Source organism: Rhizobium sp. SG741 (assembly GCF_012275435.1).
In the GTDB taxonomy this organism is placed as follows: Bacteria; Pseudomonadota; Alphaproteobacteria; order Rhizobiales; family Rhizobiaceae; genus Rhizobium; species Rhizobium lusitanum.
Map to the genome: position 1 here is coordinate 184,465 of NZ_JAAZQP010000006.1, position 24,474 is coordinate 208,938.

The window sequence follows — 24,474 nt, forward strand, 5'->3', positions numbered from 1 at the left end:
CCGCGATGAGCGCCGACGCAAACATGGCTACCCGACTTCGTTCCCTGGCAATCGATCGCCCCGAGAGCCCGCCCGCCAGCGCTGCGGCAAGCCGACGGCTCGCAATCCGCAGCCTCATTCTGGCGAGCGCGATCGCGATACCGGCAGCCATCGTCTGCCTGCCATCGAAGCTCGCCATCGATAAACCGGTAAAGTACTCGTCTTCGATCGCGACCAGTTCCGTATCGCCTGCGACGGCAGACACATCATCGCGGAATGGAGACACCGTCACAGCCGTACCCATCGCCAGCCTTCCCCAGGCCGTGATCGGCTCCGGCTATGTCGTCGCCGGGCGCATGATCACCTTGCGGCCCGAGGTTGGCGGTAAGGTCGTCTCCCTGCCACTGGATGTCGGGGATCATTTCATTGCCGGTCAAGTCATTGCAGGGCTCGATACGACGACGAGCGAGATCGAGCTGAAGATCTCAAGGTCACAGGCCGCCGCCGCCCTCATTGCCGTGCAGCGCAACCAGATTTCGCTCGCAAAGGCGCAAAGGACCCTGGCACGCACCAGGCAACTCGCCGATCGCGGCGCGGCGTCCCAGAGCAACCTCGACACGGACGAACTTGCCGTTCTGCAGTTATCCAATGATCTCGACAGCGCAAGACAGGCAGCCGAGACCGCGCGGCTTCAGGTGGAGAGGCAGGAAAACACCATATCGCTCCATCGCATCGTCGCTCCTTTCGATGGCGTCATCGTTGCCCGGCTGGCTGGTCTTGGAGACATGGTCGCCTCGGGGACGGACGGCGGCGGGCCCAGAGATGGCATTGCGACGCTTCTCGATCCGGCTTCGCTGGCCATCGACGTCGATATCGCCCAATCCAACGCCGCACGTATTGAGGCTGGCCAGGCTGCGATCGCCGTTCTCGACGCCTTTCCCGACCGGCAATTCACGATGCGCGTGACAACGATCGTACCCGTTGCGTCGATGCAGAAAGGCACCGTGACCGCGCGTCTCGAATTCCTGACGGCGCCTTCGGGCGTGCTGCCGAACATGGCGGCGAAAGTGACGCTGAACCCACCGAGCCTTCAGGCGAAGGCGGACGAGAAAGGAAACTGAGATGGACGGCATTTTGATCAGCAACGTGCGCAAGAACTACCGGCTCGGACGCAACACCGTGACGATCTTTTCCGATCTGACCATGACGATTGCGCCGGGCGATTTTGTCGCCATCGTCGGACCGTCCGGGTCGGGAAAATCGACACTATTGAACCTGATCGGCGGCATCGATCGCCCGGACCGAGGCGAGATCGATTTCGAGCATGCCCGCCTCAGCCGGATGAGCGAAAGTGCATTGGCGAGATGGCGCGCGGCCAATGTCGGCTTCGTGTTTCAGTTCTACAATCTGATGCCGATGCTGACGGCGGAACAGAATGTCGAGCTGCCGCTGCTGTTGACGAGCCTCAGTGCGCGCCAGCGTCGCGAACGGGTCGAGACGCTTCTGTCCATGCTCGGCCTTGCCGACCGGCGACGGCATCTGCCTTCGGAGCTTTCCGGCGGCCAGCAGCAGCGCGTCGGCATCGCCCGCGCACTGGCAAGCGATCCGAAACTGTTGCTCTGCGACGAGCCGACAGGCGATCTCGATCGTGAATCCGCCGACGAAGTGCTCACCATGCTGCGCATCCTCAATACCGAGCTTGGCAAGACGATCGTCATGGTGACGCATGACGCCGCCGCCGCCCATTCTGCCCGGCGTCAACTGCGGTTGGACAAGGGCAAATTCATCGAAGCGGAGGCTGCGTAACCGCCATGCATCGCTTGACGTTCATTCGCCGCGGCATGACGCGCAGACCGGTGCGCAGCGCGCTGCTGATCACCAGCATCGCCATCGCCTTCTTCATTTATCTCGTGCTGACGAGCTTCGAGCGTGGCTTCCTTGGCGGCGAGGTCGAGTCCGAGCGGCTCGTCGTCAGCAACAAGATCGGGGGTGCCCTACCCCTGCCGATCAGCTATTACGACAAGATCCTCGCCCTGCCTGGGATTGCCAGCGCAACCTACATGGCGCGCAGCCGCGCAACCTATCGCACCCCAAGCAATTTTCTGGGGCTGACGGCGGTGGAACCCGACAGTTTCCCCGCCTTCATCGGCGACGAGTACGATATCTCCGCCGAGACTCTCGCCCGCTTCCGCCAAACCCGCAACGGCGTCATTGTCGGGCGAAGCATCGCCACCCAGGAAGGCTGGGTGGTCGGGCAGAAAATCACGCTGAACACGTCAAGTTTCTTCAGGGCCGATGGCAGTTCGGACTTCGAGTTCGAGATTGCCGGCATATTGGATGGCCGAAAATCCGCCGATACGCATTTTGTGATGGCGCGCTACGACTACATCAATTCGGAGCGCGGCGTCGATCGCGATACCGTCAGCAACTTCGGCGTCCTGCCAAGGAGCGGCGCGCATGCCGACGACGTCATCAAAGCAGTCGATACGCTCTTTGCCAATTCCGCCTATCAGACCCGGACGCGAACCGAGGCTGAATTCATGAGGGATTTCATCGCGCAGTTTGCCGATATAGCGACCATCGTGCGGCTGGTGGTCGGCGTCGCTTTCGTCACCATTCTGATGATCGTCGCCAATACCATGGTCTTCGCTATTCGCGAGCGAACGAAGGAAATCGGCCTGTTAAAGGTGCTGGGCTTCTCGCGCCGCTTCATTCTCGGCAATGTGCTCGCCGAGACATTCAGTCTGTTTGCAGCCGGCCTTGCCCTTGCGGTCTGCCTTGCCTATGCCGCGATCATCCTGCTGCGGGAGCCGCTGCACACGGTCGTGCCGGACATGTCGCTTGCCCCTGCAACCGTGCTGCAGGCCATCGGCCTATCCGCCGTTCTGGCGGCTGCGACTGCCGTAATACCGGCTTACGGCGCCATGCGAGCGCCTCCCCACGCAGCCCTGAGAGAGAAGTGACGACGATGACGACTATCATCAACCAGATCCTTGCCCTTACCGCATCCAATCTGAAATCGCTCCATCGCCGCAAATGGATGTCGTTGTCCCTGGTGTTTTCGGTCGCCATGGTCGTGACCGTTCTGCTCGGCTTCCTGGCAATGTCGAACGGCTTCCGGCTATCCCTCATGCAGGCAGGTTCCCCGGACATCGCCATCGGCCTTGGCAAGGGTGCCGCAACGGAGCTCGGGAGCCGGATCGACATCTCGCAACTTCACTATCTGGACGGTGCAGGCGGTTTCGCGACCAATGCCAAAGGCGTGGCGCTGATATCGCCGGAAATGGTCGTGCCCGTCGATATCCAGCATAAATCCGGTGTTTCTTCCGCCACGTTGTCCCTGCGCGGCATCGGTCCATTTGGCCTCGATGTGCGACCGAACGTGCGCATCGTCAGCGGCCGCACATTCACACCCGGCACCAGCGAGATCGTTGTCGGCCGCCGGCTCAGTCTCGATTACAAGGGGCTCGACATCGGCGAGAAACTGACGCTCGGCACATCGAAATGGACGGTCGTCGGCATCTTCGACGCGGGCGGATCTGCTTTCGAATCCGAAATGCTGGGCGACCTTGGCGTGGTCCAGACGCTGTTCGACCGGCCCAACCAGATTCAGAGCATCCGTGTGAAACTCGCTTCGCCGCAGGCCTTGCCCGCCCTGCAATCCATGGCGGCCGGCATGCCGCAGATCGCATTGACGCTGCGCTCGGAGCAGGACTATTTCGCAGCGCTCGCCGAACGCACGTCGAAGCTCATCCTTTTGCTCGGCTGGCCGCTCGCCGTCATAATGGCTGTGGGCGCTGCAGTTGGCGCTATGACCACCATGTCCAGCTCCGTGTCGGATCGCAGCACCGAGATTGCCACGGCGCGGGCGATCGGCTTCAGCCGGCGTGCCGCCTTTGCCAGCACCTGGATCGAAGCGATGATCCTGACGGCGCTGGGCTGCCTGAGCGGCATCGCCATTTCCTATCTCGTGCTCAACGGTTGGAGCGCATCGACGATAAGCCTCGATCGCACGCAGATCGGATTCCAGCTGATCCTTTCGCCTCCCCTCATTGGCAAGGCCGCAGTGCTGGCGCTGGCCATCGGCGCGATCGGCGGCGCCGTTCCCGCCATCGCCGCCACTCGGATCCCCTTGCGATTGGCGATGAGCGGCAGAACATGAACCGCAATGCGAGCACACCGCTCGGCTATCTCTTTGCCTTTGCCTTGGATATTTTTCGTTCGGCTGCGAGCAGAAGGCCCTTGAGTTCCGGTTCGCGCACACGGCTCGCCGCTTCGATGAAGGAAACCCATTCGCTGCGGCGCTGGCCACGTTCGGGAAAGTCCTGGAAAATCTGTGCGACCTCGAGCAGATGCAGCTCGACCACGCAAGGAACGTCCTTGCCGTCGTCAAGCTGCTTTACATAGGTGAAATAGCCGAAAGGCTTCTTCTTTACCTTTCCGCGCACGCCGGCTTCCTCAAACGCCTCGATGGCCGCTACCTCATGCGGCTTCTTGCCCTTGATCGGCCAGCCTTTGGGAACAACCCAACGGCCACTTTCGCGGCTGGTGACGACCAGAACTTCCGGTGCATCGCGCTCGGCAGACTTTCTGTAGCAGATGGCTGCATATTGCTCATAGGCGCGGCCGCGAAACAGCGCATCGGTATGGGAGGCGAGTTCGGACAGAAAGCTCCCCGAACGCTTCAAGGCTTTTTCCTGCGCTGAGATGGAAGATGCCATGCCCTCGGCTACCCGTAATAATGTCGCCAGAAGCAAGGCCAGCCCAAAGCCGGTCGGCGCGCGCTCACAAAGATTTTCTGCGACACGCTGCTCTCCTGTCCTGCATGCGACTCTGCCGAAATTCCCAACTCTCAACCCCATGCTGTGAGCCGTTGGCGTGACAGTTTTATGAAGATGGCTGTTAATTGATATGGCGAGCCGCGCAGCGATCGTCGGTCTGCGCCTGATGTGACAATGCGGCCACGCAAACTGAAAACGGCCCCGTGGAGGAGCCGTTTTACATTGTGGAGGATTGGCAAAAGCCTATTCGGCCGCCTGCAGCGCCGGCACCTCGATCTCTTCACTCAATTGCCCGGCCATGGCCGCGGCGAACTTCGTTTGATCGAGCTCGTTCTCCCAGCGGGCAACGACGATGGTGGCCACCGCGTTGCCGACGAAGTTGGTCAGCGCGCGGCATTCCGACATGAAGCGGTCGATGCCGAGGATCAGGGCCATGCCGGCGATCGGAACCGAAGGCACGACTGCAAGCGTGGCGGCAAGTGTGATGAAGCCCGCGCCGGTAATGCCGGCCGCACCCTTCGAGCTCAGCATGGCCACGAGCAACAGCAGGATCTGGTCACCAAGCGCCAGCGGCGTATCGGTCGCCTGCGCAATGAAGAGCGCCGCCAGCGTCATGTAGATGTTGGTGCCATCGAGATTGAAGGAATAACCCGTCGGAATGACGAGGCCGACGACGGAGCGCTTGCAGCCCGCGCGTTCCATCTTGTTCATCAGGCCGGGCAATGCGGCTTCCGACGAGGAAGTACCAAGCACCAGCAGCAGCTCTTCCTTGATATAGCGGATGAGCGCCAGGATCGAGAAGCCGTTGTAGCGTGCGACGGCGCCGAGCACGACGAGCACGAAAAAGATGGACGTCAGATAGAAGGTGCCGATCAGGAACGCCAGGTTGGCGATCGCGCCGATACCATATTTGCCGATCGTAAAGGCCATGGCACCGAAGGCACCGATGGGAGCGAACTTCATCAGCAGCGCAACCATGCGGAAGATCGGCGTGGTCAGTGCCTGCAGGAAGTCGGTAACCGGGCGGCCGCGTTCGCCGGCGGCGCCGAGCGCGATACCGAAGACCACCGAGAAGAACAGCACCTGGAGAATATCGCCCTTGGCAAAGGCGCCGACGATCGTATCCGGGATGATGTTCATCAGGAAGCCGACGACCGAGGCATCATGGGCCTGCGCCGCATAATTGGTAACGGCCTTGGTATCCAGGGTTGCAGGATTGATGTGCATGCCAGCACCCGGCTGCACGACGTTGGCAACGATGAGGCCGACGATAAGCGCCAAAGTCGAGAAGGTCAGGAAGTAGATGAACGCCTTGCCGACGACACGACCGAACTTCTTCAGGTCCGACATACCGGCGATACCGGTCGTGACCGTGAGGAAAATAACGGGCGCAATGACCATGCGCACCAGCTTGATGAAGGCATCGCCGAGCGGCTGCAGCGATGTGCCGAGCTGCGGATAATAATGGCCGAGCAGGATGCCAGCAGCAATGGCGGTCAGAACCTGCACATAAAGATGCCGGTAAAAGGGAAGTTTCGCGCGCGTTTCGGCGGCAGCGATGGGAGCAATCATGATGTCCTCCTTTAAGCCCAACCGATTTCTCGGCCCTCCGGGCGACGACTAGAATTCAACAGCCTCCGACTGTTAGGCTTTTCACTGCAACGAGCGTGCCAAATGGGAGGACCAGAAGTAACTATTTGATTTTTCAAGATTTAAGAATCCGCCGCGATAACACCCCTCACAACATGTGCGAAAATCCGCACATCTCGAATTGCGGCGCGCGCGAAATCGTGCACAATATGAGGAATGCTGCAGCGCCCGACCACGGAACGATTTCTGACGCCAGAGCAACTTGGCCGCCGCTCCCGCCGGGTCTGGTTTGTCTTTGCGTTCTTATGCGCAGCCGTCATCGCAGCCGCCTTGTACGGCGCCAGCTTCTACGGCCGCCTCTCCGCCATCGAAACTTTGCAGAGGCAAGGACATACGGATGCGAACCTCAAAGTGGCTCTCTTGCGGGCGGTGCTTGAGCGACCCCGTGCGCTGCCCCTATTGTTGGCCGACGATCAGCAGGTGCGCGATGCGCTTGCCGGGCGACAGGCCGATGATGTCGCCGCCCTTGACCGCAAACTGGAAAGCCTGGTCTCTGGAACGAGCGCCGCGGTTCTCTATGTCACCGGCCGAGATGGCGTCGCGATGGCCTCCAGCAACTGGCGAGAGCCGCTGAGCTTCGTCGGCAACGACTATTCGTTCCGAGACTACTTCCGCAAAGCCATGGAGACGGGAACTGCGGAACACTACGCGCTTGGCAACGTCAGCAATCGTCCCGGCCTCTATATCTCCCGGCGCGTCGGTGACGCCGATTCCGCGCTCGGCGTCGTCGTGGTCAAGATGGAGTTCGACCAGCTGGAGGCCGATTGGAGCGAGACCGGACGCCCGGCCTATGTCACCGACGAGCGTGGCGTCGTCCTGATTACCAGCCTGCCCTCCTGGCGTTTCATGACGACAGCACCATTTTCGCGTGAAGAGGCCGCGACCATCCGCAAGAGCCTGCAATTCGGCGCAGCGCCCCTTTCGCCGCTGCCGATCAGCCGTCCGCAAGCAGTAGGGCCGGATGCGGCCATTGTACGCGCCGTTTTGCCCGGCAGCAGCGCCGCCGAGTATCTGCGGCTGACGACCACGATCCCATCGACACCCTGGCAGCTCGGCTATCTGATCCCGACCGATCAGGCGGTCGCATCCTCCGTAAGGGAGACACGCTTTCTCACCTTGACCGTCCTGCTGCCGATCCTGGCGTTCGCCGCTTTTCTCCTGCGCCGCCGCGACGTCTCCGCCATGCAGATCGCCGTCAACAGAATCGCCCGCGAGGAGTTGGAGCGGCGCGTTCTGGAGCGCACCGAGGATCTCAGTCGCGCCCGCGACCGTCTGGAAGCGGAAATTGCCGACCATCGTGCAACGGAGGCGAAGCTCCAGGGCGTGCAACAGGATCTCGTGCAGGCCAACCGTCTCGCCATTCTCGGCCAGGTCGCCGCCGGCGTCGCCCATGAGATCAACCAGCCTGTCGCGACGATCCGCGCTTACGCGGAGAATGCACATATCTTCCTCGACAGGCAGCAGACGGCGCCGGTCAAGGACAATCTGTCCGCCATCGCGGCGCTGACGGAGCGCATCGGCGCCATCACCGAAGAGCTCAAGGCATTTGGCCGCAAGGGCAGGACAGCGCCGGAGCCGGTGGACCTCAGAAGCGCGATCGAAGGCGCGGTCATACTGCTGCGAAGCCGGTTCGCCGGCCATCTCGATGCTCTGAAGATCGAACTGCCGCCGGTGGGGCTCACCGTCGTCGGCACGCGGATCCGGCTGGAGCAAGTCCTGATCAACCTCTTTCAGAATGCCCTGGAAGCCCTCGAGGGCCAGGATCGGGCCAAAGTCGAGGTCTCGGTGCATGAGACATCCGATGATGTCGAAATTGTCGTCTCTGACAACGGCCCTGGCATTCCAGCGGCAATCCTCGACTCGCTGTTTACGCCGTTCAATACCTCGAAGGAAAAGGGTCTGGGCCTCGGCCTCGTCATTTCCAAGGATATCGTCGTCGACTATGGCGGCCACATCGAGGTCGAAAGCAACGCTGACGGCACCCGTTTCACCATCCATTTGCGCAGGGCCACGACATGAACGACAGTTCCCCGGTCTTTCTCATCGACGATGACAAGGATCTGTTGAAAGCGACGAAACAGACGCTTGAGCTCGCGGGCTTTGCCGTTTCCGCTTTCGCAGCAGCAGGCGATGCCCTCGCCGCCCTCGATCCCGGCTTCGCCGGGGTCGTCGTTTCCGATATCCGCATGCCGCAGATGGATGGGCAGGAGCTCTTCGCCCGCATCAGGGAGCGCGACGCCGATCTCCCCGTTATCCTGGTGACCGGTCACGGCGACATTCCGATGGCGGTGCAGGCGATCCAGGACGGCGCCTACGATTTCATCGCCAAACCCTTCGCCACGGACCGGCTGGTGCAGAGCGTGCGGCGTGCGGCCGAAAAGCGCCGGCTCGTGCTGGAAAACCGCTCGCTCCGCCTCGCCGCCGAACAGGCGCAGGGCGATCTGCCGCTGATCGGCCAGACCCCGGCCATCGAACGCCTGCGCCATACATTGCGGCAGATTGCCGATACGGATGTCGACGTGCTCGTGACAGGCGAAACGGGGAGCGGCAAGGAAGTCGTGGCAAGCCTGCTGCATCGCTGGAGCCGCCGCGCGAAGGGCAATTTCGTCGCGCTCAATTGCGGTGCCTTGCCCGAAACCGTGATCGAGAGCGAACTCTTCGGCCACGAGCCGGGCGCATTCACCGGCGCGCAGAAGAAGCGCGTCGGACGTATCGAGCATGCAAGCTCGGGAACGCTGTTTCTCGACGAGATCGAGAGCATGCCGCCGGCGATACAGGTGCAGATGCTGCGTGTGCTTGAAATGCGCGAGGTGACCCCGCTCGGCACGAACGAGGTGCGCCCCGTCGACCTGCGCGTGGTGGCGGCGGCGAAAGTCGATCTCGGTGATCCCAGCCAGCGCGGTGATTTTCGCGAAGATCTCTATTATCGCCTCAACGTCGTCACCCTCTCCATTCCGCCACTGCGCGAGCGACGCGACGATATCCCCCTGCTGTTCGGCTATTTCGCGGAGCGTGCCGCCAGCCGTTTCAAACGCGATGCGCCGGCCATTTCCGCCGCCGTGCGCCGCCATTTGCAGCAGCACGATTGGCCGGGAAACGTTCGCGAACTGGCGCATTTCGCGGAACGTTTCGTGCTCGGTCTCGAGACGACGGCAATGCCGAAATCGGGCGACGCGCCTGCCACGGATTCCGGACTATCGCTGCCCACCCGGGTCGAGCGCTATGAGGCGGAACTCATTCGCGAGACGCTGTCGCAAAACAATGGCGACGTCCGCCGCACCATCGAAGCGCTCGGCATCCCCAGAAAGACCTTCTACGACAAGCTGCAGCGGCACGGCATCGTCAGGGGCGAATTCGCCGGCTTTGACGGGGATGACCGGCGGAGCTCATAGGCCGCCTGGCGGATGACAGGCTATGCGCTTGCGACCCGCATCGGCGCAACATCGCGCTTACCCGATTGCCGGGCCGCCATGTCGGCCGTTCGATCGAGAACCGTCATCGCCTCGGCAATCAAGCCGGCAAGCGCTTCGGTACTTTCGCAGGCCGCGACGATCAGCGGCGCACTCAGGCAGATTCTAAGCGCACTTGCCGGCATATCGCCAAAATCGGCACAACGAACGGGTTGACCGAGGCGCACCGCCGCCAACCCGCCCTGCTCGACGGCCAAGCCCTTGTAGACATCAGCGGTTTCCGTTGCCGTCAACAGGCCTTCATGGTGAGGATGGCACAGGTAGAAGGAGAAAATCGAAGGGATCTCATCCCAACGAAGAACTGACGTTTCCCCCCACAGATGGCTCCGATCCAACGGCCGGCTGTCCAGGAGTTCGAAGGCAGGATCGCTCCTGAGCCGGATGGTTACCGCTCCGGCGAAGGCGGAGAGAATCGCAATCACCTTCTCCTCGGGAAGACCGGCAAAGCGTTCGAGCTCGAACAGGGCCGCCTTCCAGCGCAACAATAGACCGAAATTGGCGCGATCCGGCAGCGATTCGCGTGCTGCCCAGCCTTCCGGCCACTCCGCCTTGCCGCAATAGTCGGCAAGTGCCGCCGGCACGGTGCGATGCCTGAAACGCTCCGAGATTGCCGGCGGGCACAATAGCGCGCCGCTGAAAATCGGCCCAGCCAGGAATTTCGAACCCGTCACCGCCACCATGAAATCACGGGCGAGATAGGCACGAATCGTTGCCGCCGACAGCCGGAACTGGCAGGCATCGATCATGATGTCGAGCACGGCGCCGAAACGCTCCTTCAGGCGCAGGACCGTTTCCAGGCTCGGCGCCAGCAAGCTGGTTTTCGACACGTCCGTCACGACAAGCAGGCACCGGAGGCCGGCCGCGCGGGCAAGCTCGATCAGCCCCCGCAGTTCCTCCTCGACCTCCTCGTCCGTGCGCAGGGAGCCGTCCTTGTTGCGGACGGCTACGGTCGTATTCCGCGTCGCCTCGCCGAGCTGCAGCTCCTCGCCCTTGGCGACGGCCCGTTCACTGCTGACACGGTTCATGAAATGCCGTCCGGACGAGGCAGTCATCACGCCGCTGCCCGTTTCGTTGCCCATCAGCGTGATCGTCATCAGCGCGCGGTCATCCTCGCGCGCCAGAAGTGCCGCGGCAAAGAGATGGATGTCAGTGCCCGAAGTCGCCAATATTGCATCGACGCGCGCCTGCCCCGCAGCCTGATTGAGGTCGAGCAGACGCAGCAGATCATGGCGAACCCTGCCAATCTCGCGCTCATAGATCTCCGTGGCCGAAGCACTTTCCATTTCGCGCAGCAGGTCGGCATAGTAGGCGCCGACCGTGGAAAACGCTGCGGCAGAAATGGTCGAGGCCGTTGACGAGCCGAAGGCGAGGTCGCGCGGACGAGGCGACGGGCCATGGCCATACATATTGAGGCCGGTAGCCTCATCGCAATCCAACCGCTCGTCGCCGCCCGAGATCAGACTTCTTAGAAGAGCCTCCTCTCCTTTGCCCGATCGCTGCAACGGCGCGCCTGCGGCCACGTTCCTGTCCAGGGCACGGTCGTCAACGATTTGCGGCATGGAGAAGCATTCCTCTGGCATCCTGTTCGGAACGCTTTGCATGGGTGCATCGCGCTCAAGTCTGCCGACAGAACCCTGCCAGCAGCCGCACATTAGGCCAAACAAGATGGAGCGAGGCTGACTTGCCGGGCATAATCACCCGGCATTCAGGACCGAACAAAACAAAAAACTCGCGGCTTTTGGGCCGCGAGCTCATGACGATCGAAAGTAAATGGAATGTCAGCCGGCGGGCGCGATCTTGTCCTGCGTCTTCGTGTCGAAATCGCTGGCGTCATGGCGCTCGCGCAGCTGTTCGGAAGGATCGCCGGACATGCGGTTGACCATGCGTCCGCGCTTGACGGTCGGTCGTGCGAATATCTGCTCCGCCCAACGCTGGACGTTCTTGTAATCCTGCACCTGCAGGAATTCGGCTGCTCCGTACTGCCAGCCCTTGGCCAGGCCGCCATACCATGGCCAGATTGCCATATCCGCGATCGTGTATTCGCTGCCGGCAATATATTCGCTTTCGGCCAGACGACGGTCGAGCACATCGAGTTCGCGCTTCACTTCCATGGCGAAACGATCGATCGCATATTCGATCTTCGTCGGAGCATAGGCGTAGAAATGGCCGAAACCGCCGCCGAGATAGGGCGCGCTGCCCATCTGCCAAAACAGCCAGGAGAAACATTCGGCTCGAGCCGGCTGTTCGGTCGGCAGGAAGGCGCCGAACTTTTCGGCGAGATAGGTCAGGATCGACGCCGATTCGAAGACGCGGATCGGCTTGGGGCCACTGCGGTCGAGCAAGGCGGGGATCTTCGAATTGGGATTGACCTCCACGAAACCGCTGCCGAACTGGTCGCCCTCGCCGATCTTGATCAGCCAGGCATCATATTCAGCGCCGCTATGACCAAGCGCCAGCAGCTCTTCGAGCATGATGGTGACCTTCACGCCATTCGGCGTTCCGAGCGAATAAAGCTGGAGGGGATGACGACCCACCGGCAATTCCTTTTCGTGGGTCGGCCCCGCGATCGGACGGTTGATATTGGCGAACTGGCCGCCATTCGCCTTGTTCCAGGTCCAGACTTTCGGCGGCGTGTATTCGGCAGAACCGGTCATGGGCATCCTCTCGTTTTCAGTGAATCGAATTGAGCGTGGTCATCGATGTAGCGCGCTACTTCTGTCGCACATAGTAGCGGCTGTTCATTTTTACGAGAGGAGCACGAGCTGCTTTTTGGATGGCCCTGGATAAAACGAAAAAAGCCTGCCGCGGGAGGAGGTGCGGCAGGCTTTCGACAATAAATGAACAGCGCACGGGAGGAGGAGTGGCGCTGTTCGCGCAGACGACCTTGGGAGGAGGAGTAGGGCGCCTGCAAAGCGAAGGGATGCGGGAGGAGGTGCATCGCTTCGATGAAAATCATAATACCTGGCTTTTGCTCACTTCATAGGCATTTATTTGCAAGGCAGTTATGCGCTATGCGAAAAGCGGAAAGCTCGACCGCATAACATTTCGGCATACAAAACAGTGACAGCCGTCATGCGGACAAAACAAAAGCGCCTGCCCGGGAGGAAGCAGGCGCTGGCAACATGCAGATTGCAGATCAGCGTTTCGAGCCGTTAGCCCGCGATGGCTGCACGGGCAACATTGCGGATTTCGCCGCGATCGATACCCAGGTCATGCAGTTCGCGCGTGGACATACGGCCCAATTCGGCGACCGTCTGACGGTACTTGCGCCAGTTGTTGAAAGAGCGTGCTACGTTCATGATGATCCCCTTTCCTCGGGCATTCGAAGCTGAGCTGCCGTCCTTGGCGCTCCATTCGCTTCGATGAGAAACATATAGTGGAAGCCCCTCGCCTTTTGCAGCGCCAAGGCTTCACTGCACCCATGCATAAAGTGCATGGGTTGATGCAGAACCTGCAAGGCTGTTCCGGCACGGCCCCCAATGTCTTTGCGATTTATTGATGACAGGGCAGCCTTTGTCTGCGAAAACAACGGCATTGAGAGACAGGGGCGTCTGCTATCCGGCAGGCTGAGAAGCACCCTTTGAACCTGAACCAGATCATGCTGGCGGAGGGAGTCGCTCGGGGTTCTGCAACATCCTATGCCGCCCCTCGCGTCTCGCCCGCCCGAAAGGGGCGATATGCAAGACCAAACCACTGCCGGCACTCTGTTCGGCGCCATGCGGGCGAATCCGCCGCTGGTGCAGTGCATCACCAATTTCGTCGCGATGAACATCGCCGCCAACGTGATGCTTGCCGCCGGCGCATCGCCGGCCATGGTCCATGCCGAGGAAGAAGCGGCCGAGTTCGCCGCCATCTCCGCCGCGCTGACGATCAATATCGGCACGCTGTCGGCCGAATGGCTTGTCGGCATGCTGTCGGCCGCGCAATCGGCAAGACAGGCCGGCAGGCCCTGGGTGCTCGATCCGGTCGCTCACTATGCGACCGCATTCCGGCGCAGGGCAGTCGCGCAATTGCTGGACCTGCAGCCGACGGTCATTCGCGGCAACGCGTCCGAGATCATCGCGCTCGCAGGAGGCATCAGCCACGGCCAGGGCGTCGATAGCCGCGATCCCGTCGAGCTGGCCGAGCAATCGGCCAGGCAACTCGCCGAACGACATGGATGCGTGGTTGCCGTGACCGGTGTCACCGATTTCGTGACCGATGGCCACAAGGCGCGACGCATAGAAGGCGGATCGCCGCTGATGCCGCAGGTCACGGCCCTCGGCTGCTCGCTGACCTGCCTGGTCGGGGCCTTTGTGGCGACTGCGCCCGATAATCCCTTCGATGCGACGGCGGCGGCCCTTGCCGTCTTTGCCGTTGCCGGGGAACAGGCGGGAACCGTCGCCGATGGGCCTGGCTCCTTTTCCTGGCGCTTCCTCGACGCGCTGGCCGCCCTCGATGCGGAAGCGCTCACCGCCAAAGCGAGGATCATGCTCGCATGAAAAACTTCGACCTTTCGCTTTATCTCGTTCTCGATCCGATACTCTGTGCGGATTTCGGCATGGTCGAGACAGCCCGTGCGGCGGTCGCCGGCGGTGCGACCATCGTGCAACTGCGTGACAAGCATGCTTCAACCGCAGCCATGATCGATACCGGCCTTTCGCTCAAGCGGGCGCTGGCCGGAAGCAACGCCCGCCTCATCGTCAATGACGATGTCGAGGCGGCCATCGCCATCGGCGCCGATGGCCTGCATATCGGGCAGGAAGATCTGGACGCCGAAACCGCCCGCCGTATGATTGGGCCGGAGATGATCCTCGGTCTCTCGGTGGAGACGGAAGCTCTGGCCTCGGCCGTCGATGCCGAGATCGTCGACTATGTTGGTGTCGGCCCCGTCTTTGCCACGCCGACCAAGCCCGACCACAAGCAGCCGATCGGCTTTGACGGCCTTGCCCGCATCATCAGGCTCTGCCCGGTTCCTGTCGTCGCCATCGGTGGTCTCAAGGCCGAACACACAGCCGATGTCCTTTCGGCCGGAGCGGACGGACTGGCGGTCGTCTCGGCAATCTGCGGCAAGGCCGATCCCGTAGCCGCCACGGCCCTTATCGCCGAAGCCGTCAAGGAGGCGCGCAGATGATCCGCAACGTTCTCTCCATCGCCGGCTCCGATCCTTCCGGCGGCGCCGGTATCCAGGCCGATCTCAAGGCCTTTTCGGCACGCGGCGTCTATGGAATGGCTGTCCTGACGGCATTGACTGCCCAGAATACGCAAGGCGTTTCCGGCGTCCATTCGGTGCCACCGCAATTTGTCGCCGATCAGATCGAAGCCATCTTTGCCGATATACGCGTCGATGCCGTCAAGATCGGCATGATCGCGAATGCTGGGATCGCCGAGGCCGTTGCCGACATTCTGGCGCGACATCGCGATGTTCCCATCGTGCTCGACCCGGTGATGATCGCCAAGGGCGGTGCCACCCTGCTTGCAGCGGATGCCGTTGACGTGCTCACCCGGCGGCTGTTGCCGCTGGCGACGGTGCTGACGCCGAACCTGCCGGAGGCGGCTGCCCTGCTGCATGAAGCCGAGGCGAAAAGCCGCGAAGACATGGCGTGTCAGGCGCACGCTCTAGCCGATCTCGGCACGGCGGCAGTCCTCGTGAAGGGCGGCCATCTCGAAGGTGATGAAAGTCCGGACATATTGGCAAGCGCTGACACCCTCACCTGGTTCGAAGCCGAGCGGTTGCCGACGAAGAACACGCATGGAACCGGCTGCACGCTGTCCAGCGCAATTGCGGCCGAGATCGCCAAGGGCTTGCCGCTGCCGCAAGCCGTTGCCTCCGCCAAACAGTACCTCGCAGGCGCGGTTGCAGCCGCAGGGCAGCTTTCGGTCGGCAGCGGCCATGGCCCTGTCCAGCATTTCTACGCGCTTTGGTCTGACATGGAAGGAATATCGAAGTGAACCTGCCCCTCAACGAACAAGTCGTCATCGTCTCTGGCGCCGGACGCGGTTTCGGCGCCGCGATCGCAGCAGCCTTTGCCCGCGAAGGCGCCAAAGTTGCCGTCAACTACCGCACCAGCCGGGAGCCGGCGGAGGCGCTTGCAGCACGGCTTGGCGACCACGCAAAGGCGTTTCGGGCCGACATCCGCAGCCTCGACGAAACAAAACAACTCGTGGCAGACGTGACGGCCCATTTCGGAGCCCCGACCACGATCGTCCACAATGCGCTCGCCGATTTCAGCTTCAATGGCGACGCGCGTTCGAAGTTGGACGCACTGAGTTGGGCCGAAATGGCAACGCAGCTCGAAACCGCTCTGCAGGGTGCACTCAACCTGATACAGGCGGCGCGGCCGGCGATGGCGGCGGCGGGCTTTGGCCGCATCGTTACGATCGGCACCAACCTCTTCCAGAATCCGGTCGTGCCCTATCACGATTACACGGCGGCCAAGGCGGCGCTGCTGTCGCTGACGCGGACGGCCGCCGCCGAACTTGGCCCGCTCGGAATTACCATCAACATGGTCTCCGGCGGCCTGCTGCGCACCACGGATGCCAGCAGCGCCACGCCCGAAGCGGTCTTCGACATCATCGCAGCGAACACGCCGCTGCGCCGTGTCACTACGCCTGAGGAAGCTGCCGACACGGTTCTATTCTTCGCAAGCCCCTGGGCGCGCGCCGTCACCGGACAGAACCTGATCGTCGATGGCGGGCTTGTCTTCGGATAATGATCCGCAGCGAAGCGGCGCGCCGGCCGGCGATCAGAACTCCACTTCCAGTTCGATGATCTCGTCCGGCTCAGCCACGGCCCCTTCGGTCCACTCCCGCATCAGCGGCCAGGCAAGCACCGTCTCGACATAAGCGGCCAGTCTCGGTTCCAGCTCCACTGCATATGTGCGGAAGCGCGTGCAGACCGGCGCATACATCGCATCGGCGACGGTCGGCGCCTTTCCGAACAACCAGGGACCGCCGCTGGCGTCGAGGCAGTCTGTCCAGATCGTCTTCACCCGCTCCACATCGGGGCGTGCGCCCGAAAATATCTTGAAGCTCGCATGCCGCGCCTTGAGATTCATCGGCAGGGCCGAGCGCAGATTATGGAAGCCGGAGTGCATCTCGCCGGAGACGGAGCGGCAGAGAGCACGGGCAACCCGCTCAGTGGGCCATAGCCCCGCCTTCGGAGCGATTTCGCTCAGATAGTCCGCGATCGCCAGCGTGTCCCACACGGTGACATCCTCATGGGTCAGTCGCGGCACGAGAACCGATGGCGATAGAAGAAGAAGCTCCTGGCGGGCCTCATCGTTCATTTCCACCAGCATTTCGGTGAAATCCAGGCCGGCCATGCGGCATAGCAGCCAGCCACGCAGCGACCAGGAGGAATAGTTCTTCGAGGAAATCGTCAGTGTCGCCTGCGTCATCGCGATCCAATCCGTGCCGGACAAATAATGGTCTGCCATAACAATCTTCTCGCATAGCGCGGCATATTGCACTAGCTTTTTTGCACTGCCGCATTTCTCTGGCAGTGCGGGAGACGTCGGCCATGCTCTATCAAGCCTATCAATTCCAGGATGATCTCATTGCGCCCCTGCGCGATCTGGCGCGGCGCCTGCAAATATTCTCTGCGCCGATGTTCTGGGGACCGGCTGGCGAGATGGCGCAGCACTTTTCTGCCGCGCTGGAAATGATCTCCCGCTACGAGATCACCCACAAGCGGCCCGACTTTGCCATCGACGTCGTCAGGGTGGGAAATCGCGATGTACCCATAACCATTGAAACCACGCTCGATCTGCCCTTCGGCAAGCTTCTGCGCTTTGCCGCCGATATCGATACACCGCGACCGAGGATCCTCGTGGTCGCGCCGCTTTCCGGCCATTTCTCCACGCTCCTGCGCGGCACGGTGAAAACCCTGCTTCGCGACCACGATGTCTACATAACCGACTGGGCGAACGCCCGCGATGTGCCTGTCTCCGCCGGACTTTTCGGCATGGACGATTATGTGGACTACATCATCCGCTTCCTGGAGAAGATCGGCCCAGGCGGGCACGTCCTTGCCGTCTGTCAGCCCTGCGTGCAGGTACTGGCGGCGGTTGCCGTCATGTCGGAAGACGGGCATCCGGCGACGCCTCGGACCATGACCTTGATGGCGGGTCCGATCGATCCGCGCGAAAGCCCGACCGAGGTCAACGAGCTTGCCGTGTCCAAGTCGCTCGCCTGGTTCGAAAATTCGCTCATCAGCAATGTGCCGTGGCGCTATTCGGGCGGCGGCCGACGTGTCTATCCTGGCTTCCTGCAGCTCGTTGCCTTCATGGCCATGAACATGCAGCGCCATCAGGACGCCCATCGCAAGCTCTACGAGCATCTGGCCAAGGGCGAGACGGCCGAGGCCGCCAAGATCAAGACCTTTTATGACGAGTATTTTGCCGTACTCGACATGACCGAGGAATTCTATATCGAGACCATCGACCGGGTGTTCCAGAAAGCCGAGCTGGCGACGGGAGATTTTACCTATCGTGGCCAAAAGGTCGATCCCGGCATGATCCGCAAGACGGCTCTTTTAACGGTCGAGGGCGGACGCGACGACATCTGCGCCCTCGGCCAGACCTCGGCCGCACACGATCTCTGTCGATCGCTGCGGCCACATCTGAAACGGCACCATCTTCAGGCCAATGTCGGACACTACGGTGTATTCAACGGCCGCCGCTGGGAAACGGAAATCTATCCCATCGTCCGGAACATGATCCTCGCGATGGAATAGCGCAGCCGCTCAAGCCCAACCCAGGGTCAGAACGCCGAAGAGAATGACGACGCCCAGCACGATGCGGTAGATCACGAAGGGCCAGGTGGAGAAGCGTTCCAGGAAGCGCATCAAGCCCCAGATCGCCACGAAGGACGAGATGCTGCCGACAATAAGCCCGACGAGCAGCACCGACCACGCCTCCATTGGAATATGAGCCTTGTAGAGCGTGAACAGCTCCTTCAGCCCGGCAAGAGCGATGGCGGGAAGTCCGAGCAGGAATGAAAACCGCGCCGCTTCGTCGCGCTTCAGGCCAAGGAAGAGGGCGCCTGTCAGCGTGGAGCCCGAACGAGAGACCCCTGGAACGAGGGCGCCGACCTGAGTGATGCCGACGAACAGGGCATCCATCAGGGTCATCTGCTCCATGTCCTTCGTATGTCGGCTGTAGAGTTCCGCGACGGCCAGAAGAATGCCCATGACGAGACAGGCGAGACCGATGACCCAGAGGCTGCGAAACGACGTGCCGCAGGCATTGAGCGAAGACGATAGCAGCAGGCCGGCAATGACGATCGGGATGGTGGCGATGATGATGGCAATCGCAAGCCGCATCGCGGGCGAGCGCCAATCTCTCTGCCTTATGGCATCGAGCGATCCGAAGGTGACATAGCGGACATCACTCCAGAAATAGGAGATGATCGCCGCCAGCGCGGCAAGCTGCATCGCCGCCGAGAACGCCGAGCCCGGATCCTGCCAGCCAAGCAAGGCCGGCACCAGGCGCATGTGGGCCGTCGAGGAGACCGGCAGCAGCTCCGTCAGCCCCTGCACGACGCCCAGAAAAGCTATTTTGGCATAACCCAGGGCGACGAAGCCCGTGTCCACGCCCTGCGTACAAACATCAGCCACGTTTCGATATCCTCAGTTCTTAAGTGGGGGGCTTAGCGCCGGAAGGGCGCAATGAACTTTGCTGCGAAACAGTTTTCCGACGTGTTATCGGTGGCACATGTCGAATGCATTACCGATCTCGCGCTCAGAATCGGGGCGACGATAGTCGGGCAGGCTGAACCCTATCTGAAATTGTCAGCTTTATTTTCCAAAGTCTGATGGAATTCTAGCTATCGTCCTCGGGCAGCGACTGCATGTAGCGGATGATGCCATAAAACACGACGCAAAGGACGACGGCGCCGATCACATGATGAAGACCATGCAGAATGTTGTGATGATGCCTGACCAGCAGGGAAAGCAGATTATAAAAAGCTATGGCGAGCACCGTCATGACGGGAGCCAGGACAAACGCCATGTTCCGATGAATAAAATTGATCATCACGCACCTCTTCTACATTTCGGCAGATACCACGAAGATTGAGGAGAAATTACGACAAATATACAGGCCCACACGAACCGTAAATGGCGGGCGTCCTGAAGAAAAAGCGCCTATTTGGTATAAAGGGCGCGCGACCGCTCCAGATGCTTCAATACCGCCGCCTCCGCGCCATCCGCATCGTTTTCGGCGAGCCGTCCAAGGATTTCCTCGTGCTCGACCAGGGTGAACTTTTCCTTGCCCGTCCAGATCAGCATGTCCGTATGGTAGGTCTTCAGCCAGGCCAGCATGGCTTCGCTGACGGCTGCGAAAATCGGGTTGCCGGAAATCTGCGCGATGCGCGTATGAAACTGCATGTCGGCTGAAATGAACTCCTCGGCATGACCGAGAAAGGCGCGCTGCCGTTCGATGATCTCCTGGAGATCGGCGATATCCTTTTCGGTTGCGCGCACCGCTGCCTCGCGCGCCATGCCGCGCTCGAAGAAAATGCGGGCGCTCTTCAAATGCTCCAGCGAATCCGTCGATTGCGACAGCATGATTTTCGCCGTCAGATCGACCTGCCGGAAGAGTGACTTGGCGGTGAGTTGCAACACTTTTGCCCGCTCACCATGGGAAATGTTCACCAACCCCATATTGGCAAGTGCCTGCATCGCCTCGCGAATCGCCGGACGCCCAACGCCGAAACGCTCCATAAGGACGCGCTCGGATGGCATTTCGTCGCCCGGCTTGAGTTCTCCCGATGTAATCAACCGTTCAAGCCGATCAAATACTTCGTCGGACAGCTTTCGACGTACAATTTGTTCTACTGGCTGGCCCATGGAACCCCGCTTGCTCAAAGCTTTTCTTTCCTTATGCATTTTTGCCTGCCGTCGAGAAAGCCCATACGGAACAGCCTGCCGGCTAACGAGCAAAAAAATCGTTGCAGAAGTTGGGATACTCATTATACCACTTCACCAGTTTACGCCACGCGAAAATCGTCGGCGAAAGGAGCAGTCAGTCCCTATGACCATCACCATCACCTACCGTATCGAAACGTCAGGCAACATCGAGGCGATGGCCCGCAAGATTGCCAGCGATCAATCGACCGGCACGTTCGTGGCGGTGCCTGGCGAGACGGAAGAGCTCAAATCGCGGGTGGCCGCCCGCGTTACGGCGATCCGCCCGCTTGCCGACGCCGAGCGACCGACATGGCCGGAAGTTGCCGAAGGTCACGGCCGCATCCGCCGTGCCGATGTCGATATCGCCTTTCCGCTCGATGCGATCGGCACCGATATTTCGGCGTTGATGACCATCACTATCGGCGGCGTCTACTCGATCAAGGGCATGACCGGCATCCGCGTCGTCGACATGAAGCTGCCGCAAGCCTTTCGCGACGCTCATCCAGGACCGCAATTCGGCGTAGCCGGCAGCCTGCGGCTGACCGGCGTCAGCGGTCGTCCGATCATCGGCACCATCGTCAAGCCGGCACTCGGCCTGCGGCCGAAGGAAACGGCTGACCTGGTCGGCGAATTGATCGGCTCTGGCGTCGATTTCATCAAGGACGACGAGAAGCTGATGAGCCCCGCCTACTCGCCGCTAAAAGAGCGCGTCGAGGCGATCATGCCGCTCATCCTCGATCACGAGCAGAAGACCGGCAAGAAGGTGATGTACGCCTTCGGCATTTCGCACGCCGATCCCGACGAGATGATGCGCAACCATGATCTCGTGCTGAAGGCCGGCGGCAATTGCGCCGTTGTCAACATCAATTCCATCGGCTTCGGCGGCATGAGCTTCCTGCGCAAGCGCTCCGGCCTGGTGCTGCACGCGCATCGCAACGGCTGGGACGTCTTGACCCGGCACCCCGGCGCCGGCATGGATTTCAAGGTCTATCAGCAGTTCTGGCGTCTGCTCGGCGTCGACCAGTTCCAGATCAATGGCATCAGGGTCAAATATTGGGAGCCCGACGACAGTTTCGTCGAATCCTTCAAGGCCATCAGCACGCCGCTCTTCGATCCATCCGACTGTCCGCTCCCTGTGGCGGGTTCCGGTCAGTGGGGAGGCCAGGCTCCGGAAACCTATCGGCGCACCGGCCGGACCACGGATCTTCTCTATCTTTGCGGCGGTGGCATTGTCAGCCATCCGTTCGGGACTGCGGCCGGCGTTAGGGCCATCCAGCAGGCCTGGCAGGCAGCTGTTGCTGACATCCCGCTTGATGATTACGCCAAGAACCATCCGGAGCTTGCCGCCTCGATCGCAAAATTCAGTGACGGCAAGGACGCCTGACAGCAATGCCCAATCTTCTTCTCAGCTATTATGGCGACGACTTCACTGGCTCGACCGATGTCATGGAGGCGCTTGCTTCCAACGGTGTCCCGACCGTGCTGTTTCTCGGCATTCCGAGCGCAGCCATGCTGGAGCGTTTCAAGGATTGCCGCGCCATCGGTGTCGCAGGCACCAGCCGCAGCGAGACGCCGGAATGGATGGACGAGCATCTGACGCCGGCGTTCGCATGGCTGAAAAGCCAGGGCGCCGGGATCTGCCACTACAAGGTCTGCTCAACCTTCGATTCCAGTCCGAAGGTCGGGAATATCGGCAGGGCGATCGAGATCGGAAAGATGCTCTTCAACCAGCCTGTCGTACCGGTCATCGTCGGCGCGCCGCAGCTCAAACGCTATACAGCCTTCGGTCACCTCTTTGCCGCCTATCAAGGCCGGGTCTTCCGCATCGACCGCCATCCGGTGATGAGCCGGCATCCGGTCACGCCGATGGACGAGGCCGATCTTACCGTGCATCTGAGCAAGCAGACCTCCCTCCCCGTCAGCCTTGCTGATCTCGTGACCATCGTGGCGGCAGACGCGGACGAGCGGATCGACAGGCTTGTAAAGGGAGATGACGGCATCCTCCTCATGGATGTTGACAGCACGGAAACGCAGGCAGCCGCAGGCCGTCAGCTATGGCGCCTTAAAAACAAGGGCGGCTCCTTCGTCGCCGGCTCCTCAGGCGTCGAATATGCCCTTCTGAACGCCTGGCGCGACGAAGGATTGATCGGACCGAAGCCAGACTTCCAGCAGCCTGGCAAAGTCGAACGTCTCGCGGTCGTCTCAGGCAGCGTATCGCCGACGACCGAACGCCAGATCCGCCGCGCGGTGGCCGACGGCTTCGACGGTATCGGCGTCGATCCGCTTGAGCTGGTCGGCGAAGACGCCGAACGCGCCCTGGAGAAGGCAGCCAATGCCGGCATTGCGAGCCTGAAGGAAGGCCGCAGCGTCATTCTCCATACGGCACTTGGCCCCTCGGCCGACCGGGGTGGCGATATCGATCGAATTCCCGGCGCGCGGCACCGCCTCGGGCAGGCCCTCGGCATTCTTCTACGGCGGCTGATCGAACAGGAAGGTCTCGGCCGTGCCGTCATCGCCGGCGGCGATACGTCAAGCCACGCATTGCAAGAACTGCGCGTCGATGCACTGACCACCTTGCTGCCATTGCCGCAGACGCCGGGATCGCCGCTCTGCACTGCGCACGGCAACCACGCACCGACCAACGGTCTGCAGATCGCACTCAAGGGCGGCCAAGTCGGAACCGATGATTACTTTGCGCAGATCCGCGATGGGAGAAGCTCGTAGCCCGCATGCCATTTTTTGACTTAGCCAATGGCATACTCATTGACTCATCATACCACTTACGATACCACGCCTTGAAAGCAAACGAGGTATTATCATGACTGCAATTGCTCTTTTCGGTGCTGGCGGCAAAATGGGCTACCGGCTCGCCAAGAATCTGAAAGGCTCGCGTTTCGACGTGCGCCACGTCGAGGTCGGCGACGCCGGCAAAGCGCGGCTGAAGAATGACCTTGCCATCGATTGCGTACCGGCGGAGGTAGCACTCGACGGCGCCGATGTGGTCATTCTTGCAGTTCCGGATACGGCGATCGGCAAGGTCGCCGCCGGCATCGTCGACAAGCTCAAGCCCGGAACGATGGTCGTCGCTCTCGACGCCGCCGCCCCCTTTGCGGGCCATCTGCCGCAGCGCGAGGATCTCACTTATTTCGTCACCCATCCATGCCACCCGCCGATCTTCAACGACGAGACGGACATGCAGGCCAAGAAGGACCATTTCGGTGGCCTGTTTGCCAAGCAGCACATCGTCTCGGCCCTGATGCAGGGGCCGGAGACCGCCTATGCGCTCGGCGAGGAAATCGCCAAGGTCATCTGGGCACCCGTCATGCGCTCGCACCGCGTGACCGTCGAGCAGATGGCGATGCTGGAACCGGGCCTTTCCGAGACGGTTTGCGCCTCGCTGCTCGTCGTCATGCGTCAGGCCATGGATGAATGTGTTTCCCGCGGCGTTCCGGCAGAAGCTGCCCGCGACTTCCTGCTCGGCCATATGAATGTTCTCGGTGCCGTGATCTTCAAGGAAGTCGACGGCGTCTTCTCCGACGCCTGCAACAAGGCAATCGAGTTCGGCATCCCCGCCCTGATGCGCGACGACTGGAAGAAGGTTTTCGAACCGCAGGAGATCGCCGAAAGCATCCGGCGCATCACCTGAGGAGATCCTGGGGAGGGCGTCAGTCCTCCCTTCATCACCTTGTCGGGAACGGTGTTT

General features: G+C 61.3%; 23 protein-coding genes and 1 riboswitch. Of the genes, 14 read left to right on the forward strand and 9 right to left on the reverse strand.

The genetic code is table 11. The features are described 5' to 3' along the window. The first annotated feature begins 5 nt into the window (after positions 1-5). Genes FHT29_RS17340 through FHT29_RS17355 form a run of 4 tightly spaced genes read left to right on the forward strand, consistent with a single transcriptional unit; the run spans position 6 to position 4,141 of the window. The gene (locus tag FHT29_RS17340; protein ID WP_168599914.1) at positions 6-1,100 is read left to right on the forward strand and encodes an efflux RND transporter periplasmic adaptor subunit; all 1,095 of its coding nucleotides are present in this window, start codon (positions 6-8) and stop codon (positions 1,098-1,100) included. 1 nt (position 1,101) lies between these two features. Beyond that, positions 1,102-1,785: an ABC transporter ATP-binding protein gene (locus FHT29_RS17345; protein ID WP_168599915.1), complete on the forward strand. Its 684-nt coding sequence runs from the start codon at positions 1,102-1,104 to the stop codon at positions 1,783-1,785. A 5-nt stretch (positions 1,786-1,790) separates the two neighbouring features. Beyond that, the gene (locus FHT29_RS17350) at positions 1,791-2,942 is read left to right on the forward strand and encodes an FtsX-like permease family protein (protein WP_168599916.1); all 1,152 of its coding nucleotides are present in this window, start codon (positions 1,791-1,793) and stop codon (positions 2,940-2,942) included. Positions 2,943-2,947: 5 nt separating this feature from the next. Continuing rightward, positions 2,948-4,141, forward strand: a complete 1,194-nt coding sequence (locus FHT29_RS17355) for an FtsX-like permease family protein (RefSeq protein ID WP_112442690.1) — start codon at positions 2,948-2,950, stop codon at positions 4,139-4,141. Positions 4,142-4,166: 25 nt separating this feature from the next. On the opposite strand, the gene FHT29_RS17360 is transcribed toward FHT29_RS17355, so the two are convergent. Then, positions 4,167-4,667 (reverse strand): NUDIX hydrolase, encoded by a 501-nt coding sequence (locus FHT29_RS17360; protein WP_312865301.1) that lies wholly within the window; start codon positions 4,665-4,667, stop codon positions 4,167-4,169. A gap of 336 nt (positions 4,668-5,003) precedes the next feature. Next, complete coding sequence (locus tag FHT29_RS17365; RefSeq protein ID WP_037197446.1) at positions 5,004-6,332, reverse strand: dicarboxylate/amino acid:cation symporter; 1,329 nt, start codon at positions 6,330-6,332, stop codon at positions 5,004-5,006. Between the two features lie 234 nt (positions 6,333-6,566). On the opposite strand from FHT29_RS17365, the gene FHT29_RS17370 reads away from it, so the two are divergent. Both FHT29_RS17370 and FHT29_RS17375 read left to right on the forward strand, forming a co-directional pair. Next, positions 6,567-8,429: a sensor histidine kinase gene (locus FHT29_RS17370; RefSeq protein ID WP_047560230.1), complete on the forward strand. Its 1,863-nt coding sequence runs from the start codon at positions 6,567-6,569 to the stop codon at positions 8,427-8,429. Then, complete coding sequence (locus tag FHT29_RS17375; RefSeq protein WP_037197444.1) at positions 8,426-9,802, forward strand: sigma-54 dependent transcriptional regulator; 1,377 nt, start codon at positions 8,426-8,428, stop codon at positions 9,800-9,802. The genes FHT29_RS17370 and FHT29_RS17375 overlap by 4 nt, the downstream gene beginning before the upstream one ends. Positions 9,803-9,822: 20 nt before the next feature. On the opposite strand, the gene FHT29_RS17380 is transcribed toward FHT29_RS17375, so the two are convergent. The 3 genes from FHT29_RS17380 to FHT29_RS17390 form a co-directional block, all read right to left on the reverse strand. After that, positions 9,823-11,439, reverse strand: coding sequence for a hypothetical protein (locus FHT29_RS17380; RefSeq protein WP_047640819.1), 1,617 nt, complete (start codon positions 11,437-11,439; stop codon positions 9,823-9,825). Between the two features lie 219 nt (positions 11,440-11,658). Further along, positions 11,659-12,534: a glutathione-dependent disulfide-bond oxidoreductase gene (gene yghU, locus FHT29_RS17385; protein ID WP_037197562.1), complete on the reverse strand. Its 876-nt coding sequence runs from the start codon at positions 12,532-12,534 to the stop codon at positions 11,659-11,661. A gap of 498 nt (positions 12,535-13,032) precedes the next feature. Continuing rightward, the gene (locus tag FHT29_RS17390; RefSeq protein ID WP_077468184.1) at positions 13,033-13,179 is read right to left on the reverse strand and encodes a DUF1127 domain-containing protein; all 147 of its coding nucleotides are present in this window, start codon (positions 13,177-13,179) and stop codon (positions 13,033-13,035) included. Between the two features lie 234 nt (positions 13,180-13,413). Then, positions 13,414-13,510, forward strand: a riboswitch (TPP riboswitch). A gap of 47 nt (positions 13,511-13,557) precedes the next feature. Here FHT29_RS17390 and thiM point away from each other — a divergent pair. The 4 genes from thiM to FHT29_RS17410 are packed head-to-tail and all read left to right on the forward strand — an operon-like array spanning position 13,558 to position 16,572. Continuing rightward, positions 13,558-14,361 (forward strand): hydroxyethylthiazole kinase, encoded by an 804-nt coding sequence (thiM, locus tag FHT29_RS17395; protein ID WP_037197442.1) that lies wholly within the window; start codon positions 13,558-13,560, stop codon positions 14,359-14,361. Beyond that, positions 14,358-14,993 (forward strand): thiamine phosphate synthase, encoded by a 636-nt coding sequence (gene thiE / locus FHT29_RS17400; protein ID WP_113102260.1) that lies wholly within the window; start codon positions 14,358-14,360, stop codon positions 14,991-14,993. The genes thiM and thiE overlap by 4 nt, the downstream gene beginning before the upstream one ends. After that, positions 14,990-15,811 (forward strand): bifunctional hydroxymethylpyrimidine kinase/phosphomethylpyrimidine kinase, encoded by an 822-nt coding sequence (gene thiD / locus FHT29_RS17405; RefSeq protein ID WP_168599917.1) that lies wholly within the window; start codon positions 14,990-14,992, stop codon positions 15,809-15,811. Before thiE ends, thiD begins: the two co-directional genes overlap by 4 nt. Next, entirely contained in the window at positions 15,808-16,572 is a 765-nt protein-coding gene (locus tag FHT29_RS17410; RefSeq protein WP_168599918.1) for a 3-oxoacyl-ACP reductase, read from the forward strand. Before thiD ends, FHT29_RS17410 begins: the two co-directional genes overlap by 4 nt. Positions 16,573-16,605: 33 nt before the next feature. On the opposite strand, the gene FHT29_RS17415 is transcribed toward FHT29_RS17410, so the two are convergent. Then, positions 16,606-17,259, reverse strand: a complete 654-nt coding sequence (locus tag FHT29_RS17415; RefSeq protein WP_037197561.1) for a glutathione S-transferase — start codon at positions 17,257-17,259, stop codon at positions 16,606-16,608. A gap of 122 nt (positions 17,260-17,381) precedes the next feature. Between FHT29_RS17415 and phaZ the strand changes: the two genes are divergently transcribed. Continuing rightward, the gene (gene phaZ, locus FHT29_RS17420) at positions 17,382-18,596 is read left to right on the forward strand and encodes a polyhydroxyalkanoate depolymerase (RefSeq protein ID WP_047560247.1); all 1,215 of its coding nucleotides are present in this window, start codon (positions 17,382-17,384) and stop codon (positions 18,594-18,596) included. A gap of 9 nt (positions 18,597-18,605) precedes the next feature. Here the strand turns inward: phaZ and FHT29_RS17425 are convergent, their stop codons facing one another. The 3 genes from FHT29_RS17425 to FHT29_RS17435 form a co-directional block, all read right to left on the reverse strand. Beyond that, on the reverse strand, positions 18,606-19,478 hold the full coding sequence (locus FHT29_RS17425) for an undecaprenyl-diphosphate phosphatase (protein WP_037197435.1): 873 nt from the start codon (positions 19,476-19,478) through the stop codon (positions 18,606-18,608). 205 nt (positions 19,479-19,683) lie between these two features. After that, positions 19,684-19,896, reverse strand: a complete 213-nt coding sequence (locus FHT29_RS17430) for a hypothetical protein (RefSeq protein ID WP_047560250.1) — start codon at positions 19,894-19,896, stop codon at positions 19,684-19,686. A 110-nt stretch (positions 19,897-20,006) separates the two neighbouring features. Beyond that, positions 20,007-20,711, reverse strand: coding sequence for a transcriptional regulator NanR (locus FHT29_RS17435; RefSeq protein ID WP_037197433.1), 705 nt, complete (start codon positions 20,709-20,711; stop codon positions 20,007-20,009). Between the two features lie 184 nt (positions 20,712-20,895). Here FHT29_RS17435 and oiaX point away from each other — a divergent pair, with 184 nt between their 5' ends. The 3 genes from oiaX (at position 20,896) to FHT29_RS17450 (ending at position 24,417) form a co-directional block, all read left to right on the forward strand. Then, complete coding sequence (gene oiaX / locus FHT29_RS17440; protein ID WP_168599919.1) at positions 20,896-22,155, forward strand: 3-oxo-isoapionate-4-phosphate decarboxylase OiaX; 1,260 nt, start codon at positions 20,896-20,898, stop codon at positions 22,153-22,155. 5 nt (positions 22,156-22,160) lie between these two features. Further along, positions 22,161-23,495 carry a four-carbon acid sugar kinase family protein gene (locus tag FHT29_RS17445; RefSeq protein WP_168599920.1) on the forward strand — a complete coding sequence of 445 codons (1,335 nt, stop codon included), beginning with the start codon at positions 22,161-22,163 and terminating at the stop codon, positions 23,493-23,495. Between the two features lie 94 nt (positions 23,496-23,589). After that, positions 23,590-24,417, forward strand: coding sequence for a phosphogluconate dehydrogenase C-terminal domain-containing protein (locus FHT29_RS17450; protein ID WP_168599921.1), 828 nt, complete (start codon positions 23,590-23,592; stop codon positions 24,415-24,417). Positions 24,418-24,474 lie beyond the last annotated feature (57 nt).

Bases quoted from the DNA above. Each gene is read 5' to 3' on its own strand.
- FHT29_RS17445 (WP_168599920.1), top strand. From the start codon at position 22,161: ATGCCCAATCTTCTTCTCAGCTATTATGGCGACGACTTCACTGGCTCG.
- FHT29_RS17390 (WP_077468184.1), bottom strand. From the start codon at position 13,179: ATGAACGTAGCACGCTCTTTCAACAACTGGCGCAAGTACCGTCAGACG.
- FHT29_RS17350 (WP_168599916.1), top strand. From the start codon at position 1,791: ATGCATCGCTTGACGTTCATTCGCCGCGGCATGACGCGCAGACCGGTG.
- thiM (WP_037197442.1), top strand. From the start codon at position 13,558: ATGCAAGACCAAACCACTGCCGGCACTCTGTTCGGCGCCATGCGGGCG.
- FHT29_RS17365 (WP_037197446.1), bottom strand. From the start codon at position 6,332: ATGATTGCTCCCATCGCTGCCGCCGAAACGCGCGCGAAACTTCCCTTT.
- FHT29_RS17340 (WP_168599914.1), top strand. From the start codon at position 6: ATGAGCGCCGACGCAAACATGGCTACCCGACTTCGTTCCCTGGCAATC.
- FHT29_RS17375 (WP_037197444.1), top strand. From the start codon at position 8,426: ATGAACGACAGTTCCCCGGTCTTTCTCATCGACGATGACAAGGATCTG.
- FHT29_RS17435 (WP_037197433.1), bottom strand. From the start codon at position 20,711: ATGGGCCAGCCAGTAGAACAAATTGTACGTCGAAAGCTGTCCGACGAA.
- FHT29_RS17355 (WP_112442690.1), top strand. From the start codon at position 2,948: ATGACGACTATCATCAACCAGATCCTTGCCCTTACCGCATCCAATCTG.
- FHT29_RS17430 (WP_047560250.1), bottom strand. From the start codon at position 19,896: ATGATCAATTTTATTCATCGGAACATGGCGTTTGTCCTGGCTCCCGTC.
- FHT29_RS17415 (WP_037197561.1), bottom strand. From the start codon at position 17,259: ATGACGCAGGCGACACTGACGATTTCCTCGAAGAACTATTCCTCCTGG.
- oiaX (WP_168599919.1), top strand. From the start codon at position 20,896: ATGACCATCACCATCACCTACCGTATCGAAACGTCAGGCAACATCGAG.
- FHT29_RS17345 (WP_168599915.1), top strand. From the start codon at position 1,102: ATGGACGGCATTTTGATCAGCAACGTGCGCAAGAACTACCGGCTCGGA.
- FHT29_RS17450 (WP_168599921.1), top strand. From the start codon at position 23,590: ATGACTGCAATTGCTCTTTTCGGTGCTGGCGGCAAAATGGGCTACCGG.
- thiE (WP_113102260.1), top strand. From the start codon at position 14,358: ATGAAAAACTTCGACCTTTCGCTTTATCTCGTTCTCGATCCGATACTC.
- yghU (WP_037197562.1), bottom strand. From the start codon at position 12,534: ATGACCGGTTCTGCCGAATACACGCCGCCGAAAGTCTGGACCTGGAAC.
- phaZ (WP_047560247.1), top strand. From the start codon at position 17,382: ATGCTCTATCAAGCCTATCAATTCCAGGATGATCTCATTGCGCCCCTG.
- FHT29_RS17370 (WP_047560230.1), top strand. From the start codon at position 6,567: ATGCTGCAGCGCCCGACCACGGAACGATTTCTGACGCCAGAGCAACTT.
- thiD (WP_168599917.1), top strand. From the start codon at position 14,990: ATGATCCGCAACGTTCTCTCCATCGCCGGCTCCGATCCTTCCGGCGGC.
- FHT29_RS17380 (WP_047640819.1), bottom strand. From the start codon at position 11,439: ATGCCGCAAATCGTTGACGACCGTGCCCTGGACAGGAACGTGGCCGCA.